Source organism: Flavobacterium quisquiliarum (assembly GCF_019308285.1).
GTDB classification, from domain to species: Bacteria; Bacteroidota; Bacteroidia; order Flavobacteriales; family Flavobacteriaceae; genus Flavobacterium; species Flavobacterium quisquiliarum.
Map to the genome: position 1 here is coordinate 44,457 of NZ_WWEM01000035.1, position 17,672 is coordinate 62,128.

Consider the following 17,672-nt stretch of genomic DNA (forward strand, 5'->3'; position numbering starts at 1 on the left):
ATTTTTTTTGATTTATTGACCTCAATCTTTTGTTGATTTGTATTAAAAATATTACTTTGGCGTGATTTTATTTCCAATCCTTATGAAACAAATTTTACGTATTTTATTTTTAGCTTTACTATCTACAAAAGCATTTTCACAAGATGCTGTAACTGCTAATAAGCTAATTTATTTAGATTCAATGTGGGTGCCAAGTACCCAAGAAGATTATAAATACACCAGACTTATCGAAGAATACTACTCTGATAAAAAGACTTATGCCTATAAGGACTATTACAAATCTGGAAAAATAAAATTCATTGCTACTACAACAGACAGAGATATTATGAAACCTGAAGGCCAAGCAGTCTCTTACTATGAAAATGGAAATAAAAAATACACTGTAAACTACGTCAATTCAAAAAAATCAGGAAAAGAATATAACTGGTACGAAAATGGAAATATGAAATCTGAGGTATACTATCCAGAAGATGAAAAAGGCAACGTTGAGGGTAAATTAAATAACTTTTGGAATCCTGAAAAAGAACAAATTATAACAGATGGAAATGGCTATTACTCCTATAAAAGCAAAAACAGTGAAGAAGCCGGGGAAATAAAAGACGGCGAACCAGAAGGCACATGGAAAGGAAGTGATTTTAGAAGAAAATCAAGTTTCATTGAAATTTATAAAAATGGGAAATTGGTTTCTGGAATTACCACGGATTCTCTAAACATAAAACATTCCTACAGTACCAAATACCTTCAACCAAGTCCTAAGAATGGAATAAATTCATTCTACAGTTATATCGGGAAGTCAATGCGCATTCCTTTTGAAGCCAGAAAAGTTTCTGGAAAAATATACATGACCTTTATAGTAGATGAAGAAGGAAATCTAGTAGAACCAAAAATAATAAAAGGCGTTGGTTATGGCATTGATGAAAATGCAATACAGTTGATTAAAGAAGCTAAAAAATGGAATCCAGGAAAGAACAGAGGTATTCCTGTAAGAGCTCTTTACAAACTGCCAATAACCATAATGTCAAAATAAAATTTTAGCTTAAAAAACACCTTCAAATCATTAAAATAGAATTTTCTATAGATCTATTTTAAGATTCTTTTATTTTTGTTTGATTCTTTTGTTTTTTTAATCTAATTTTGCACCCGTCTTACAAGAGTTGTATGACATACATAAAAATCATTAAATAATATTGGAATGTATTTAACTAAAGAAAAGAAAGAAGAAATCTTCGCACAACACGGTGGTGCAACAAACACTGGAAGCGCAGAAGGTCAAATCGCATTGTTCACTTACAGAATTTCTCACTTAACTGAACACTTGAAAAAAAATCGTCACGATTACAACACTGAGCGTTCTCTTGTACTATTAGTAGGTAAAAGAAGAGCTTTGTTGGATTACTTGAAAAAGAAAGAGATCAACAGATATCGTGAGATTATCAAAGTATTGAATATCAGAAAATAATCAATATAGAAAAGAGGTGCGAAAGTGCCTCTTTTTGTTTTTACATTACACGCATAATATTACAAGAAAAAAAGTTTGGTTTTTCATTGGGTTTTAGATAACAACAACTACACACAACAACAACTACAACACAACTAAAACCCATTGTATAATCAAAAGGAAAAAATTTATGATTCCACAATTATTTGTAGAAAAAATCGATTTAGGTGATGGCAGAAGCATCACAATCGAGACAGGACGTTTAGCGAAACAAGCTGACGGTTCTGTAGTAGTTAGAATGGGCGACACGATGATTCTTGCAACAGCAGTTTCGGCTCGCACATCAAATCCAGGCGTTGATTTTTTACCATTAACGGTAGATTACCGCGAAAAATTCGCAGCAGCAGGTCGTTTCCCAGGAGGTTTCTTTAAGAGAGAAGCACGTCCAAGCGACAGTGAAGTATTGACAATGAGATTAGTAGACCGTGTATTGCGTCCGCTTTTCCCAGACGATTACCATGCTGAAACACAAGTTATGATTCAATTAATGTCTCATGACGAAACTGTTATGCCAGATGCTTTAGCTGGTTTAGCGGCTTCTGCAGCATTAGCCGTTTCAGATATTCCATTTTACAACTTAATTTCTGAAGTACGTGTTGCACGTATCGACGGAAAATTAGTAATCAACCCAAGCAGAGAAGAATTAGAAAAATCAGACATCGATATGATGATTGGAGCTTCTATGGATTCTGTAGCAATGGTTGAAGGTGAGATGAAAGAAATTTCAGAAGCTGAAATGATCGAAGCAATTAAATTTGCTCACGAGGCTATCAAAGTTCAAATTCAAGCTCAATATCGTTTACAGGAAGCTTTTGGCAAAAAAGAAATCCGTACTTACGAAGGAGAGAGAGAAAACGAAGAAATTTACGCAAAAGTAAAAGCTGCAGCATACGATAAAATCTATGCTATTGCAAAAGTTGGTTCAGCTAAACACGAAAGAGGCGCTGCATTTGCTGAAGTAAAAGAAGAAGTTAAAGCTTTGTTTACTGAAGAAGAATTAGCTGCTGACGGTGATTTAGTTTCCAAATATTTCTACAAAACAAACAAAGAAGCTGTTCGTAACGTAGTCTTAGAATTAGGTGTTCGTTTAGATGGTAGAAAAACTACAGACATCAGACCAATCTGGTGTGAAACTGATTATTTACCAAGAGTTCACGGTTCATCTTTATTTACTCGTGGAGAAACTCAGGCTTTAGCAACTGTAACTTTAGGAACCTCTAGAGAAGCAAACCAAATCGATTCTCCATCTGAACAAGGTGAAGAGAAATTCTACTTACACTATAACTTCCCTCCTTTCTCTACTGGTGAAGCAAAACCATTAAGAGGAACTTCAAGAAGAGAAGTTGGTCACGGTAACTTAGCTCAAAGAGCGTTAAAAAATATGATTCCTGCTGATTGTCCTTATACAATTCGTGTTGTTTCTGAGGTTTTAGAATCTAATGGTTCTTCTTCTATGGCAACAGTTTGTGCTGGAACAATGGCTTTAATGGATGCTGGAGTTCAAATGGTGAAACCAGTTTCTGGTATCGCTATGGGATTGATTACTGACGGAGAGAAATTTGCTGTATTGTCTGATATCTTAGGAGATGAAGATCACTTAGGAGATATGGACTTTAAAGTAACTGGAACTGCTGATGGTATCACTGCTTGTCAAATGGATATCAAAATTGATGGTTTACGTTATGACATTATGGAGCAAGCTTTGGCTCAAGCTCGTGATGGACGTTTACACATTTTAGGAAAATTAACTGAGACAATCGCTGCTCCAAGAGCTGACGTAAAAGCTCATGCACCAAAAATCATTACCAGAACTATTCCTGGAAACTTTATTGGAGCTTTAATTGGACCTGGTGGAAAAGTAATTCAGGAATTACAAAAAGCTACTGGAACAACTATCGTAATCAACGAAGTTGATGAACAAGGAGTTGTTGAAATCTTAGGAACTGACCCAGAAGGTATCAAGACAGTATTGGCTAAAATTGATGCTTTAACTTTCAAACCTCAAATGGGAGAAGCTTACGAAGTAAAAGTAATCAAAATGTTAGATTTTGGAGCTGTAGTTGAATATACTGCCGCACCAGGAAACGAAGTATTACTTCACGTATCTGAATTGGCTTGGGAGCGTACAGAAAATGTAGCTGACGTAGTTAAAATGGGAGATGTTTTCCAAGTGAAATACTTAGGAGTTGACCCTAAAACTAAAAAAGAAAAAGTGTCTAAAAAAGCACTTGTTCCAAGACCTCCACGTGAGGAGAAAAAAGAGTAATCAGATCTTAGTTTACTAAAGGTTTATTCATAGAAAACCCCAATTCAAAATTTGAATTGGGGTTTTTAAGTTTTTACACTTCTGGATTTCCCATTTTATGTAAATGTCTAAAGTGCGAAAACATCATTTCTAATAAAGTTTTATGATGATAGGGTTGCTTGTATTCTTTTGTAGTTTCTTCAATTATATTATTTATTTCACTGTAATTCGTATGACATATATTAGGAAAAAGATGATGCGCCGCATGACAATTTGAACCTCCACTTAAAAATCTAGCCCAGCCTTTATCTGCATTCCAATCACAGCTAGTATGAAGCTGATGAACTGCCCAAGTATGTTCTAAAAACTCTCCTTCGGGTTCGGGATAATCTGCACCATCAAAAAAATGTGTCCCTACTAACATTATAATAAAAACCATTGACGTGAAAGCACTCGCAGTAAAGTAACTCATGACAACAAAACTCCATTCAAAATGAGAAAACAAAACAGGAAGAATCAAAACCAGAGTAAAATAAAATATTTTATACAACAGAAATCTAAGATATAATTCCATCTTTGGAACACCTCGCTTCATCCAATCATATTCATTTGAAAACAAATACATCCAATCACTCATAAAAACAGAATGCAATAAAGTAAACATATAAACAAAAGGTGCATAATAGACTTGGTATTTATGCATGGGTTTCCACGGATGTGTCGGGCCCAATCTCAAGAAAGGATTCTTATCAATATCTACATCACTTCCTTCTACATTTGCATATAAATGATGCGAACGAATGTGTCTTAATCCCCAAAGCAACGGATCGATCCCTACAGTGAGAAAACTAAAGAAATGCAGAACTGAATTTGCTTTTTTATTTTTGAAAGCAGTATTATGTGAAGCATCATGACCAAAACTAAATCCTATTAACAGCCCTGACAACTGAAAAACAACATACAACAGCCAAAAGCTCATTTTACTTATAGAATCCGAAAAAAGTGTAAGATATGATAAATAACAAACAAATGTCCAAAACAATCCTTTAAACCAAAATCTGGTATCTCCATAAGAAATAATTTTACCCTGAAGTTCTTCATGAACTCGTTGTTTTAATGTAGAAAAAAAGAGTTTTTCTTCTTCCGATTTATTGAAATATTTAGCTTTCATAAAAAGTGTCTTTTTAAAATTACAAGGCAAACCTATTGCATTTATCGCGGTTGAATTTGCGCAAACCAATAAATTTTTTTCTTAAATTTGTGATTATCGCAAAACATGAAATCGCAAGAGTTATTTTTAAAAGCAATTAAACAAAAGATCCCGCAGTCAATTTCTTTAATTGACGAAGTTGCAGGTGTTTTAGAAATCAGCTACGATGCTTCGTACCGACGAATTTCAGGGAAAAGTAAGTTTTCGATAGACGAGACAGTCAAACTGGCCGGTCATTATAACATTTCATTAGATAATTTATTTTCTAATAATGAAAAGGTGATTGTTGAAAAAACAATTGAAATTGAAAATTTAAAAGATATGCTTCAGTATTTCAAATCCTCTGCTGAAAACATTGAAACGTTAACAAAAAACAAGAAAACTAAATTATTTTATTCCGCAAAAGACATTCCGTTGTTTTACTTTATGGACGGAACAATTTTATCAAAATTTAAAGCTTTTGTCTGGCTGAATCTTTTAAATTCTAATCAGAAGAAAGTAGCATTTGAAAATTTTGTAATCGATGAATCCTTTACAGAATACATGCAAAAGCTGAAAAAAATCTACGAAAACACGATTGTAAACGAAGTATGGAATGATACCACCATAAACAGCAGTTTACAACAGATTCTGTATTTTTATGAGGCTGGCCTTTTGAGTTTAAAAAGTGCAAACGCTCTTTGTGTAGATCTAAAGAGGATTATTGACCTCATACAAGAAAAATGCAATAATCCAGATAATAATTTTTCTGTTTATTACAATGAGCTTATTTTATTAAACAATAATATGCTTATTGAAACCGAGGAGAAACTGACCATGTTTGTTCCTTACACACTTTTAGGATACTTCATTACCAATAACGAAGAAAGCTGTAAAAATGTACATCAATTTTTTAAACAGCAAATTACAAACTCCAAACCTCTTGGCCAATCAGGAATTAAAGAACAAAATCTTTTCTTTAATCGTGCTATTCGCAAAGTAGATTATTACATGGAAAAGATTAATTCTCAAGTAGATTTGTTTTTTTAAGTAATGATGCTTGAAATCAATTCATCTCTTTGAATTAGAGATTCTGTTTTTTCTTGTTTTTTAGACTTGTTTTTTTAAAAGCTTTTCTAAATCAATTTGCAATAAAAAATTATCGTAACAGTCTAAAAAGAGCATTTTTATGTTAAATTATTTAAAGAAAAAAAATATCTTTAACACACCAAAAAACAATTATTACTAATCCATTAAAAAAAACTCTCCAATGTGTGATTCTTCGAAAGAACTTCCATTTGTTCCTTACCCAACAATTCAAACTACTAAAATCAACACCGAAGTATTTACTTTTTTAAGTCCTGGCGAGGTTACTTACCCTGCCGCTCCATTAATTTCTGCAAAATTTTACACTCCAGAAGGCGGACCATTGACTCTTAAAGTAAGAGCTACACTTTACATGAACTCTGAAATTCCTGATGCACCAGTTGTAGAACCTCCGACTGAGAAAGATAATGTGCTTACAATCAATTATGATTATGATTTCTCTATGGAAACACCAGAAACTTGCGATGTATGGTATGTAGAACTAGATTATACTTCAGACACCGTACAAAACATAACTTTGATTGAATCTTACATGGTAAACCTGGATCCTGAGACTTCAAGAGGAACACGAACTGAGCTGCCTTAAAATGAATAATAAAATTCTTATATTTTTATTTTATTTTATTATACAAACTCCTAGTCTTCTTTTTTCTCAAACGGATGATAATACTGAACAAAAACTCCTTACTAAAAAAGCCTTAGAGTTTAAAAAAGAGATAAACTTTGTAAAATCTCAATCTTTTTACTTAAAAAAAGATTGGGATTCTACACTCATTTATTCTATGAAACAATTAAGTGTTTCAAAAAATAAAGAATTAAACGATTATGCTCATTTTTTCAGAGGATCTTCTTTTCTGCAAAAAAAACTCTATAAGGAAGCACGAAAAGAATTATTACAAGTTTCTAATAAATTTGCCTTGCATCTTCAAAGCACAATTCTCTTAGGCACCATATCTTTAGAATTAAGAGAATTTGAAAAAGCTAAAAATTATTATAACACGGCTCTTTCTCTTCCTGAAATTTCTAATCAAATTCGTAGTCTATCAAAAACTTACGAAGGTTTAGGAATTACTTATTTCTTTTTAGAAAAGTATGATAAAGCCGAGGATTATTTAATCAAAAATGAAACAATAAAGGAAAAAGAAAAAAATGACAGAGAACTTCTAAGTGCCTATAATTCTTTAGCTAACTTATATTATGTTCAATATAAAGACAACCAAGCTATACCCTATTTCCGAAAAGCTTATTTATTATCAAAAAATGTAAATGATTTAGGAAAGAAAATAATGGCTGCCGAAAATATGTCTGCGGTTGAAGAAAATGCAAAGAATTACAAAAAAGCTCTAGAGTATAGAAAAGAAGCAGATAAGTGGACTGATTCTTTAAACAATCAAAACAAAATCTGGGCAGTGGCAGACTACGAAAAGAAATTTGCTGTAACACAAAAGCAAAAGGAAATTAAAGTTTTACAGGTTGAAAATAAACTAAAAAACACCCAGCGTAACTTTTTATTTTTCTCTGCAATTGGTCTTTTACTGCTTTTAACTGGCGGTGTTTATTTATACGCACAAAAAGTAAAGAATAGTAAAATCATATTACACCAGAAAAATAAATTAGATGAGCTGAATGCCACAAAAGATCAATTATTCTCGATTGTAAGTCACGATTTACGTTCTTCGGTTAATGCCTTAAAAACGAGCAACTCTAAATTATCCGCAACATTAGAAAGCAAAAATTATGATCAATTAAATCAATTGATTGCCCAAAACAGCATTATTGCAAATGGCGCTTATAGTTTACTGGATAATTTATTGCATTGGGCTTTACTGCAAACCAAACAACTCTATTTTCATAAAGAATCGATTCATTTATATTCGATAATACAGCAAATCGAATTCAATTATAAACCATTTTTATTAGACAAATCCATAACGTTTGAGAATTCGGTTTCTAAAAATATCTTTTTGTTTGTCGATCTTGATTCATTCAAAATTGTATTTAGAAATCTATTAGACAATGCCATAAAGTTTTCAAAACAAAATGGAACAATTACCTTTTCTACAAATGAAATCGATTCTGATTTTTGCGAGATCATTATGGAAGACACTGGAATTGGAATGAACCAAAACACAATTAATGAACTGCTTCAGGAAGGCGAACTATTAACCAAAAAAAGTGATTCAGAAATTATTGGAACTGGTTTGGGTTTACAATTATGCAAACAAATGATTAAAAAAAACAACGGTACATTTAAAATAGAAAGCGAACTCAACAAGGGAACTAAAATAATCGTAACTTTCCCTAAAATGAAACAAAATGGATAACATCAATGTTTTAATTATAGAAGATACTCCAGATCAAAGTGATGCACTTATAAAGGTATTGCTTGATAATAACTATAATATTGCAGGAGTTGCACGTAATTTTACAGATGCATTAAAGCTATTTTATGAAGCAGCTGTTGACATCATAATTATTGATGTGTTTCTTGACGGAAAACCAGACGGAATAACGTTTGCCGAATCTATAAACATTATTCCTAACGCATCAAAACCATTTGTATTTTTAACCAGTTCTAACGATCGCCAGATTTTTGAAAGAGCAAAATTGACTAAACCATTCAGTTTTTTAATGAAACCTTTTAATGAACTGGAAATTTTATATGCCATAGAAATGGCTGTGGAAAAGTTTTACGAACAAACGAATGTATTTCTCAGCGAAGAACAAAATACGGTTATCAGCAATGATTCTTTATTTATAAAAAAGAAGAACTCCCTAAAAAAAGTAGCTTTAGAAGACATTCTTTATATCGAAGTCGAAGAACGTTACTGCAATATTATTACGGAGAAAGAAAAATTTGTAATCTTGATTTCGTTGACAAAAATCAGCGAACTGCTTGATAAAAGCAAATTCATAAAAACGCATCGCAATACTATTGTAAATTCGGCTAAAATCGAAGAGATTTTTCCCGCTGATAATCTTATTATCTTGAAAGGAAATCATCGAATAAATTTAAGCGACACTTACAAAGACTTTATAAAAAACATGAACATCTTATCTTAATTTCAAGATTTCAAAAATATTTCTATTTGAACTGAATCCCCTTTAAACAAAGGGGATTTTTTTTATTTGAAAGAAAAACTTTAAAATACTAATCGGTTCTCATATTTCATGACATAAAAAATGGGTTTCATGACATTTTCAAGATAAAAAACTTAAATCAAAATTATTTTTGACTTATCAAAATCAAAACACTATCAATGAAAACAGCAATAATAAAACAACCAGAAATGAAAGTCCTACCCCTTCTAAAAAAAATAATTAGTAATCCTTGGATTGGCGTTGCAGTTTCATTAGCTATTATAATTCCAAGTTTATACAAAATACTAGATAATGTTACCGTTTTTAGAATGGAGTACATTTTACTAGCTATATTTTTCCCTATATATCTTAGATCTTTAAAGAAAATATTTGATGAAATTTTAGATCGTACAGATGAATTTTATGATTGAATGTTACCAACATTATTCTTGTACAAAAACCATATAGAAAAAATCCTAATTCAAATTATGAACTAGGATTTTTTACTTTTTTAACAAAAATAGAAATTTTATTACATTTTAACATTTATTAGTAAAATTCATAACATTTTTTTAATATTTTTGCCAGTACCAAAACATACTAAATACCCAACAATCCTTTGAAAAATCCTAAAAAAAAGCTAGTAGAAATACTTTTCTTTGCCATATTCTTCAATATTTACAATATTTATAGCCAATCAAGCAATAAAACATTAGCTTTTAACTGGTTCGACAATACAGTAAAAAAAGAAAACTTACCAATCAATAATGGTAAGTTCCATACCAATTTTGACAAACTTCTTGGCACTGTCGATAGATACTACATCTCTGACAAATTCTCTCATGCCAATCTTGGTTATGAAAATCAAGAATATTTTGATGTCAACCTTAAATATGATATTTACAAAGACGAACTGATATTAAAATCTGAAGGTGAAGGACTCTTCGAAATCAATCTTATAAAAGAAAACGTCCAATATTTTAAGGTATATGATAGAAAATTTGTCAATTTAAATCTGGACAAACAGTTTCCGCTAAACTTCCGAAGCGGTTATTATGAAGAAAACCTAATTGGTGAAAACTTTATCTTTTATATAAAACACTACAAAGACAAAAAGGAAATAATTAAAGGCACAGAAACTTTTATCGATTATTATTACAAAAATCAATTTGTGCTGTTTATTAATGGGAAATACAATTTAATAAATTCTAAAAGTGAGCTTATTAAAATATTTCCTAATGAAAAAAGCAAGATTAATGACTTTTATCTCATGAATAGAAATCTGAAAAGTGAAAATGAAAGCAAGTTCATGGAAAACTTAATGAGATACATCAACAGCATCTAAAAAAATACTTTACTCTCCCCCGATAACAGCCAAAATAATGAGGTCATTAATCACCACAATAATTTTATTGATTTTTAGTCAGTTAGCATTTTCTCAAGACAAAAATTCAGAGATCAGTATTGAATTCAATAATATCAGCAGAACCGCTGCTTTACAAAAAATTGAAACCATTTCTAAATACAAAATTTACTATCAGGATGCCTGGTTTGAAAACAATGTATTGATATCGGGAAATTACGTTAATAAAACAATTTCTGAAATAGTATCCAAAATACTTGATGATACAGACTTAAATTTCTTTATTGACAAAAACAAAATAGTACTTACCAAAAATAGTATTATTTACGACAGTTTCCCTGATTATGAAACTAATAATCAAAGCACTGCCAATAAACCCGTAAAATCTGCAAATCCAGTGTTTTTTGGGCAGTTTGATTCTGTCAAAAAATCTGGCTCTAAAGACAATAATAATATTGTATTAGTTGGTAAAGAATCTAATGTAGCCAATACTGGTATATATACATTATCTGGTTATCTAAAAGATATAAAAACTGGTGCACCGCTGGCAGACATCAATGTAAAAGTTAGAAATACTGCTATCAGTACTGTAACAAATGCTGAAGGTTATTATTTCCTAAAAGTTCCTACAGAAGTCAATATTATTGATATTGAATCGATAATCTATCAAAATATAACAAGAAAGGTTATGGTTTATAGTGACGGAAAGTTAGATTTATTCCTTACTGAAAAATTAAATCAGCTTGATGAAGTCGTAGTAAACAGTAAAGCATCGCAAAACATCAGGACTGCTATCACTGGAGTTACAACCATCGAAGCAGAAGGAATAAAAAATATTCCAGTAATTTTAGGAGAAAGAGATATTTTAAAGGTTGCCCTTACTATTCCAGGAGTAAAAACAGCTGGAGAAGGTTCTGCAGGATTTAACGTTCGAGGTGGAAAAGAAGATCAAAACTTAATCCTTCTTGACAATGGTACTATTTATAATCCAAGTCACTTTTTTGGTTTTTTCTCTGCCATAAATCCTTACACGGTAAACAAAGTAGATATTTACAAAGGAGGTATTCCGCCTGAATTTGGAGGAAGATTATCTTCTGTTTTTGACATAACATCCAAAAATGGAAATGTCGATAAATTTACAGGCGAAGGAGGTATTGGTCCCGTTACCAGCAATTTGACTTTTTCTACACCAGTTGTAAAAGGAAAATCAAGTTTATTGGTTGGAGGAAGAGCCACTTATTCTGATTGGATCTTAAAAACGTTGGATGACGAAAAACTAAAGAAAAGCCAAGCTTCTTTTTATGATTTATTTGCTAGATATACACATAAGATAAATGCTAAAAATTCTATAGAAGGAACTGCGTATTACAGCAAAGACGCTTATAGTATTACATCAGATTCATTGTATAAATACAGTAACAGAATGGTTTCTTTAAAATGGAAACATTCGTTTAATGAAAAACACAACGGAGAACTTAACGTTACCAACAGCGAATATAAATTCAATATTGACTACGATTCTAATAATTCAAATGCATTTGATTTCGGATACAAAATAACCGAAACGCAAGCTGCATTAAAATTCAATTATAACTTTAATGACAAGCATAAGTTTGTTTATGGAATTTCGAGCAAATTATACAATGTAAATCCCGGTGATTTAAAGCCAAAAGATCCAAATTCTTTACTTATGGAAACTCATATCCAAAAAGAAAAAGGATTAGAATCGGCTCTATTTCTTTCGGACAATTTTAAAATTACAGATAAATTGCTGTTAGATTATGGCGCACGTTTTTCTGCTTATTCTGCATTAGGTCCGTCAACACAAAAAATTTATGAAGACGGGCTTCCTAAGAATCCTTCAACTGTTGTCGAAGAAAAAACGTATGGAAATAACGAAGCAATTAAAACCTATACTGGTTTTGAACCTAGAATTGGTGTTCGCTATTTGTTCGACGAAACTTTTTCCATAAAAGCAGGTTACGACAAAACCTTTCAGTATATCCATTTATTATCAAACAACACCACTCAATCGCCAACCGACACATGGAAATTATCTGACTTAAATGTAAAACCTCAAAGCGGACAGCAGTTTTCTTTAGGATTGTTTAAGAAGACAGACTATAAAAACTTAGAATTAAGCGTTGAAGGTTACTATAAAAAATCTAATAATATCCTAGATTATAAAGTGGGCGCAAACTTACTCCTAAACGAAAATTTAGAAACAGAATTATTACAAGGTGAAGGAAAATCTTACGGAGTAGAATTCTTGATTAAAAAGATGGAAGGAAGATTAAATGGATGGATTGGATATACTTATTCTAGAGCATTCATAAAATTAGACAGTCAATTTAGTGAAGAAAAAGTAAATAATGGCGATTATTTCCCTACAAACTTTGACAAGCCTCATGACTTCAGTACCGTTTTAAATTATAAATTTACACATCGTTATAGTTTTTCAGCCAATTTTATTTACCAGACAGGACGTCCAATAACGTATCCAATTGGACAATACAATTATGGCGGTGCTGAATATACTCTTTACAGTGATAGAAATAAATTTAGAATTCCAGATTATTATAGATTAGATATTGGTATTAACATCGAAGGAAATCATAAAATTAAAAAACTGGCACATAGTTTCTGGAATATTTCAGTGTATAATGTTTTAGGAAGAAACAATCCATATTCTGTATTCTTTGTTACTAAACAAGGAAAAGTACAAGCTTATCAAACCTCTATTTTTAGTGTTCCTGTACCAACGATTACTTACAATTTCAAATTTTAGAAATGGCAAAAACTTCTTTACATAAATGGTTTATTATCGTACTGACGGCGTTTATTTCTAGCTGTACAACTCCTTATAACTATACAACAAATTCTTTTGAAAATACTATTGTAATCGAGGCTACAATTACCAATCAATTAAAAAAACAAGAAATAAAATTGTCTCGTACGTATAAATTTGAAGACGAAGGTCCAGTGTCTGAAACAGGAGCAACAGTATCTGTAACTGATGATTTAGGAACTGTTTATGGCTTCGACGAAGAAAATGGTTTGTATGTTTCGGCAACACCTTTTAAAGCTGAGTCAGGAAGAACTTATCAGCTTCACGTAAAAACCAAAGATGGAAAATCGTATAGTTCTACCGCCGAAAAACTTACGACTGAAACAAATCTTAGTGAAATTGTAGCAAATGTTACATCGAAAGAAGGTGTGCGTGGTGTTGAGATTAGAGCAAAAAGTTTTGATCCGACAAACTCTTCCAAATACTATAGATATGAGTATGACGAAACCTATAAAGTAATCGCACCAAAATGGACACCATATGAAGCTATTGCTGTTCCAAAAAATACTGGAATCGCACCAGGTGATCTTATCATTCAGGAGCGAACAAAAGAGGCCAGAATTTGCTATTCTACTAAAAAATCGGATGCTATTATTTTAACCAGCACAAATGATTTGTCCGAAGATCGTGTAGATTTTCAAGTGCGCTTTATACCAAGTACAGATTATGCTATTGCCAACAGATATAGCATTCTTGTGAAACAGTTTGTTCAAAATCAAAGTGCTTTCGCTTTTTACCAGACATTGAGTAAAATATCAGGTTCTGAAAGCCTTTTGTCACAAACCCAACCCGGATTTTTAGCAGGAAATATTAAATCGGATGTGGATTCATCTGAAAAAGTAATTGGCTTTTTTGATGTTTCTTCTTATAGTGAAAAAAGAATATTCTTCAATTTTTCAGATGTATTCCCAAATGAAAAGACACCAGAATATCCCTATAATTGCCCGATGACTTTAACAGAAGCACAAGCAAAAGAACACATGCTTTTATACTGTTTTGAAACGGACAGAAATCCTCAATGTTTTGGTTTTACAGCCTATGGAGCCATTAGTATGAAGAAAAGCGTATATTTTGGAGGATATAATTTTCTTGGGCGCGTACCTGATAATGGAACAATTACGCTAGAAATATATGACACTGAGTGTGGAGATTGCACATCATTTTCGTCAAACATGAGACCCTTATTTTGGGTAGATTAAACTGAGTTTACTCTTTTAAGAATTAAAAACAATGAGCAATTGTTAATGAAAAAATTATCTACATATAAAGCACTTACACTAGTATTAACCGCAATAGTAACCAGTTGCACAACTCCATATAATTATACAACAAATGGTTTTGAAAATGCTATCGTAATCGAAGCTACTATTACAAATCAATTAAAAAAACAAGAAATTAAGTTGTCTCGTACATACAAATTTGAAGATGAAGGGCCTGTTTTTGAAACTGGCGCAACGGTAAGCGTAACCGACGATCAAGGTAACGTTTATGGATTTGATGAAGAAGCTGGAAGTTACATTTCTGCAACTGAATTCAAGGCTTCACCTGGTAGAACATATCAGCTTCATGTAAAAACTAAAGATGGAAAATCATATAGTTCTACTTCAGAAAAACTAACAACGGAAACCAATATCGAAGATGCCTACGCAAACGTAACAACAAAAGAAGGTGTTTTAGGAGTAGAGATTAGAGCCAAAAGTTACGATTCTTCGAACAGCTCCAAATATTACCGTTATGAATATGACGAGACGTATAAAGTAATAGCGCCAAAATGGTCTCCCTTTGAGGCTATTGCCGTCCCTTTTACTGGTAATACCAATAGTCCGGCCCCTGGTAATCTTGTTATTCAAATGAGAACCAAAGAAGCCAAAACCTGTTATTCCAACAAAAAATCGGATGCTATTATTTTAACCAGTACAAATGATTTATCTGAAGATCGTGTTGATTTTGCTGTACGTTTTATTCCAAGTACAGATTATATCATTGCCAATAGATATTCTATTCTTGTAAAACAGTACGTTCAAAATCTTAGCGCTTATACTTTTTACCAAACATTAAGCAAAATATCTGGCTCAGAAAGTCTTTTATCTCAAACCCAGCCTGGTTTTTTGGCAGGAAATATTAAATCAGATACAGATACAAACGAAAAAGTAATTGGCTTTTTTGATGTTTCTGCTTATAGCGATAAAAGAATTTTCTTGAATTTCTTGGATGTATTTCCAAGTGAACCAACACCAGCTTATCCTTATGATTGCCCACTTGCACTAACAACACCTGCACAAGAAAAAGAACATATTTTTTCTTATTGTTTTGATGTGAACAGCAGTTGTAACGGAAATCTTGTTTACAGTAATATCAGTCAAGGCAATAGTGTCTATTTTTCAGGTTATAATAATCTTGGCATTATACCTTTTCCTTTACAAATACCAACACCTCTTTCAATAGAAATTTATGATATCCAATGCGGAGACTGCACATCATTTTCATCAAACATAAAACCATTATTTTGGATAGACTAAGACTCTCTTTAATCGTAATAACTGCACTATCTCTTCAACAAAATAGTACAGCTCAAAGCAAAAGCTCAGAAGTTGAGTTAATGGCTGTTGACACAAAAATAAATGAATCAATTTTTGTTACTCCAAACACAAATTCTTATTTGACTGGAGAAACACTTCGTTATAATTTATTCTGTCTTAACAAACAAAACAATGCTGCTTCAATCTATAGCAAAATTGCCTATGTTGAGCTGGTTGACAGTAGTAAAAAAAGTGTTTTCAAACATAAATTGTTTTTAGAAAAAGGTACCGCAAATGGCGATTTCTTTATTCCAACAACATTAGAAACTGGGAATTACAAACTTGTCGGCTACACCAATTGGATGCTGAATAAATCAGATTCAAATTATTTTAACATTGACATTTATATTGTTAATCCATATCAAACCAATAAAAATCCGAAGCCCGAAAAGTCTTCTTTTAATCAAGATATAACAGCTTCGTCTAATGTTACAGCTTCTGGGTTAGTGTTGTCTTTAGGAAAAAAAACATACACCAACAGAGAACTTATTGATTTAAAGATTAAAACAGATTCTGAAGATTTTTCTAAAGGAAGTTATACTGTTTCGGTTAGAAAAACTGATGCTTTAGTTGCTAAAAACAAACTAAACTATACAGAATATGCAGCTGCAAATCCGAATCAAAACAGCGGTACTATTTCACCAGAAAATTTAGCAATCCCTGAATTGCGAGGCGAAATCATTTCAGGAAAAATAACTGCAAAAACAGCGGGAAATAGTCTTGCTAATAAAAATATTGCATTGTCAATTCCTGAAAAGAATTTTGAATTTAAAGTTTCAAAAACCGATCAGAATGGGCAATTTACCTTTATTTTAGACAGATCTTGCCCAAATTCGAATATTATTATACAGCTTATTGATGCTGACAAAGACAATTATGGTATTGAAATAGACAAGCAGAAAGCATTGAATTTTGAGTCTTTAAAATTCAACTCTTTAGAATTAAGTGCCAATTTTGAAAAAAACCTAAAAGAGAGAGCCATTTCTAGTCAAATTGAAAATGCCTACTACAACATAACCAAAGACAGTATCGCATTAACAAAAGACCTGAAAAAGTTTTATGATCCATTATCTAAAGAATATATTTTAGACGATTTTAACCGTTTCCCGACCCTAAAGGAAGTCGCTGTCGAAATTGTAAAAGAAATGTATTTTACGCAGACAAAAGGCAAATACGAACTCTTTCTTCATGACTATGATGTAAATTACGAATTGTCGACTCCTGCATTAGTACTTGTAGATGGTTTAATAATACAAGACATTAATGAACTTTTTGAGTATAAAATGAATAATGTTTATAAAATCAACATCATTAATGGAGGCTATTATTATGGAACAAAACTGTTTAATGGTTTAATTTCATTTACAACCAAAAACTTTGATTATGTAAGCAAACTAAATGGAAGCTTTATCATTAAACCTGAAATTTTAAGACCTTTAGCAAAAAAGAACTACTATCAGCCTGATTACAGTGACAAAATAAAAAATGCTAGAATTCCCGATTACAGACATCAGTTATTATGGCTTCCTGATTTAAAATTAAAAGGTACCGAAGAAAACATATCATTCACAACCTCTGACGTAAACGGTCAATTCGAAGTTATTGTAGAAGGATTTTCTTCTTCTGGAAAACCGGTTTATGCCAAAGAAATTATTGAAGTGAAAGATTCACAATTCAATTAATATTTAGAAAGCATTCTTTATTTAAAAAAAACTCTTCCTTCAAAAAAACTGAACGAAGAGTTTTTTTATTTTATGACGCA

The 17,672-nt window shown here is 31.7% G+C and carries 14 protein-coding genes; 13 read left to right on the top strand and 1 reads right to left on the bottom strand.

What is annotated here, in order from left to right:
* Positions 1 to 82: 82 nt before the first annotated feature.
* The 3 genes from GSY47_RS17515 (at position 83) to GSY47_RS17525 (ending at position 3,764) form a co-directional block, all read left to right on the top strand.
* Positions 83 to 1,027: an energy transducer TonB gene (locus GSY47_RS17515; protein WP_179002546.1), complete on the top strand. Its 945-nt coding sequence runs from the start codon at positions 83 to 85 to the stop codon at positions 1,025 to 1,027.
* Positions 1,028 to 1,192: 165 nt separating this feature from the next.
* Complete coding sequence (gene rpsO, locus GSY47_RS17520) at positions 1,193 to 1,459, top strand: 30S ribosomal protein S15 (RefSeq protein WP_007804772.1); 267 nt, start codon at positions 1,193 to 1,195, stop codon at positions 1,457 to 1,459.
* 169 nt (positions 1,460 to 1,628) lie between these two features.
* Positions 1,629 to 3,764: a polyribonucleotide nucleotidyltransferase gene (locus tag GSY47_RS17525; protein ID WP_179002547.1), complete on the top strand. Its 2,136-nt coding sequence runs from the start codon at positions 1,629 to 1,631 to the stop codon at positions 3,762 to 3,764.
* Positions 3,765 to 3,837: 73 nt separating this feature from the next.
* On the opposite strand, the gene GSY47_RS17530 is transcribed toward GSY47_RS17525, so the two are convergent.
* Positions 3,838 to 4,914 carry a fatty acid desaturase family protein gene (locus GSY47_RS17530; protein ID WP_179002548.1) on the bottom strand — a complete coding sequence of 359 codons (1,077 nt, stop codon included), beginning with the start codon at positions 4,912 to 4,914 and terminating at the stop codon, positions 3,838 to 3,840.
* 105 nt (positions 4,915 to 5,019) lie between these two features.
* Here GSY47_RS17530 and GSY47_RS17535 point away from each other — a divergent pair, with 105 nt between their 5' ends.
* The 10 genes from GSY47_RS17535 (at position 5,020) to GSY47_RS17580 (ending at position 17,592) form a co-directional block, all read left to right on the top strand.
* Positions 5,020 to 5,982, top strand: coding sequence for a hypothetical protein (locus GSY47_RS17535; protein WP_179002549.1), 963 nt, complete (start codon positions 5,020 to 5,022; stop codon positions 5,980 to 5,982).
* Between the two features lie 220 nt (positions 5,983 to 6,202).
* The gene (locus tag GSY47_RS17540; protein ID WP_179002550.1) at positions 6,203 to 6,625 is read left to right on the top strand and encodes a hypothetical protein; all 423 of its coding nucleotides are present in this window, start codon (positions 6,203 to 6,205) and stop codon (positions 6,623 to 6,625) included.
* Between the two features lie 196 nt (positions 6,626 to 6,821).
* Entirely contained in the window at positions 6,822 to 8,363 is a 1,542-nt protein-coding gene (locus GSY47_RS17545; RefSeq protein ID WP_246611349.1) for a tetratricopeptide repeat-containing sensor histidine kinase, read from the top strand.
* Positions 8,356 to 9,102 (top strand): LytR/AlgR family response regulator transcription factor, encoded by a 747-nt coding sequence (locus GSY47_RS17550; protein ID WP_179002552.1) that lies wholly within the window; start codon positions 8,356 to 8,358, stop codon positions 9,100 to 9,102. Before GSY47_RS17545 ends, GSY47_RS17550 begins: the two co-directional genes overlap by 8 nt.
* A 197-nt stretch (positions 9,103 to 9,299) precedes the next feature.
* Positions 9,300 to 9,551 (top strand): hypothetical protein, encoded by a 252-nt coding sequence (locus GSY47_RS17555; RefSeq protein WP_091493962.1) that lies wholly within the window; start codon positions 9,300 to 9,302, stop codon positions 9,549 to 9,551.
* Between the two features lie 188 nt (positions 9,552 to 9,739).
* The gene (locus GSY47_RS17560) at positions 9,740 to 10,465 is read left to right on the top strand and encodes a hypothetical protein (protein ID WP_179002553.1); all 726 of its coding nucleotides are present in this window, start codon (positions 9,740 to 9,742) and stop codon (positions 10,463 to 10,465) included.
* Between the two features lie 37 nt (positions 10,466 to 10,502).
* Positions 10,503 to 13,271, top strand: coding sequence for a TonB-dependent receptor (locus tag GSY47_RS17565; RefSeq protein WP_179002554.1), 2,769 nt, complete (start codon positions 10,503 to 10,505; stop codon positions 13,269 to 13,271).
* Between the two features lie 2 nt (positions 13,272 to 13,273).
* Positions 13,274 to 14,530, top strand: a complete 1,257-nt coding sequence (locus tag GSY47_RS17570) for a DUF4249 domain-containing protein (protein ID WP_179002555.1) — start codon at positions 13,274 to 13,276, stop codon at positions 14,528 to 14,530.
* 45 nt (positions 14,531 to 14,575) lie between these two features.
* Positions 14,576 to 15,850, top strand: a complete 1,275-nt coding sequence (locus GSY47_RS17575) for a DUF4249 domain-containing protein (protein WP_179002556.1) — start codon at positions 14,576 to 14,578, stop codon at positions 15,848 to 15,850.
* Complete coding sequence (locus tag GSY47_RS17580) at positions 15,838 to 17,592, top strand: hypothetical protein (RefSeq protein WP_179002557.1); 1,755 nt, start codon at positions 15,838 to 15,840, stop codon at positions 17,590 to 17,592. The genes GSY47_RS17575 and GSY47_RS17580 overlap by 13 nt, the downstream gene beginning before the upstream one ends.
* Positions 17,593 to 17,672: the final 80 nt, after the last annotated feature.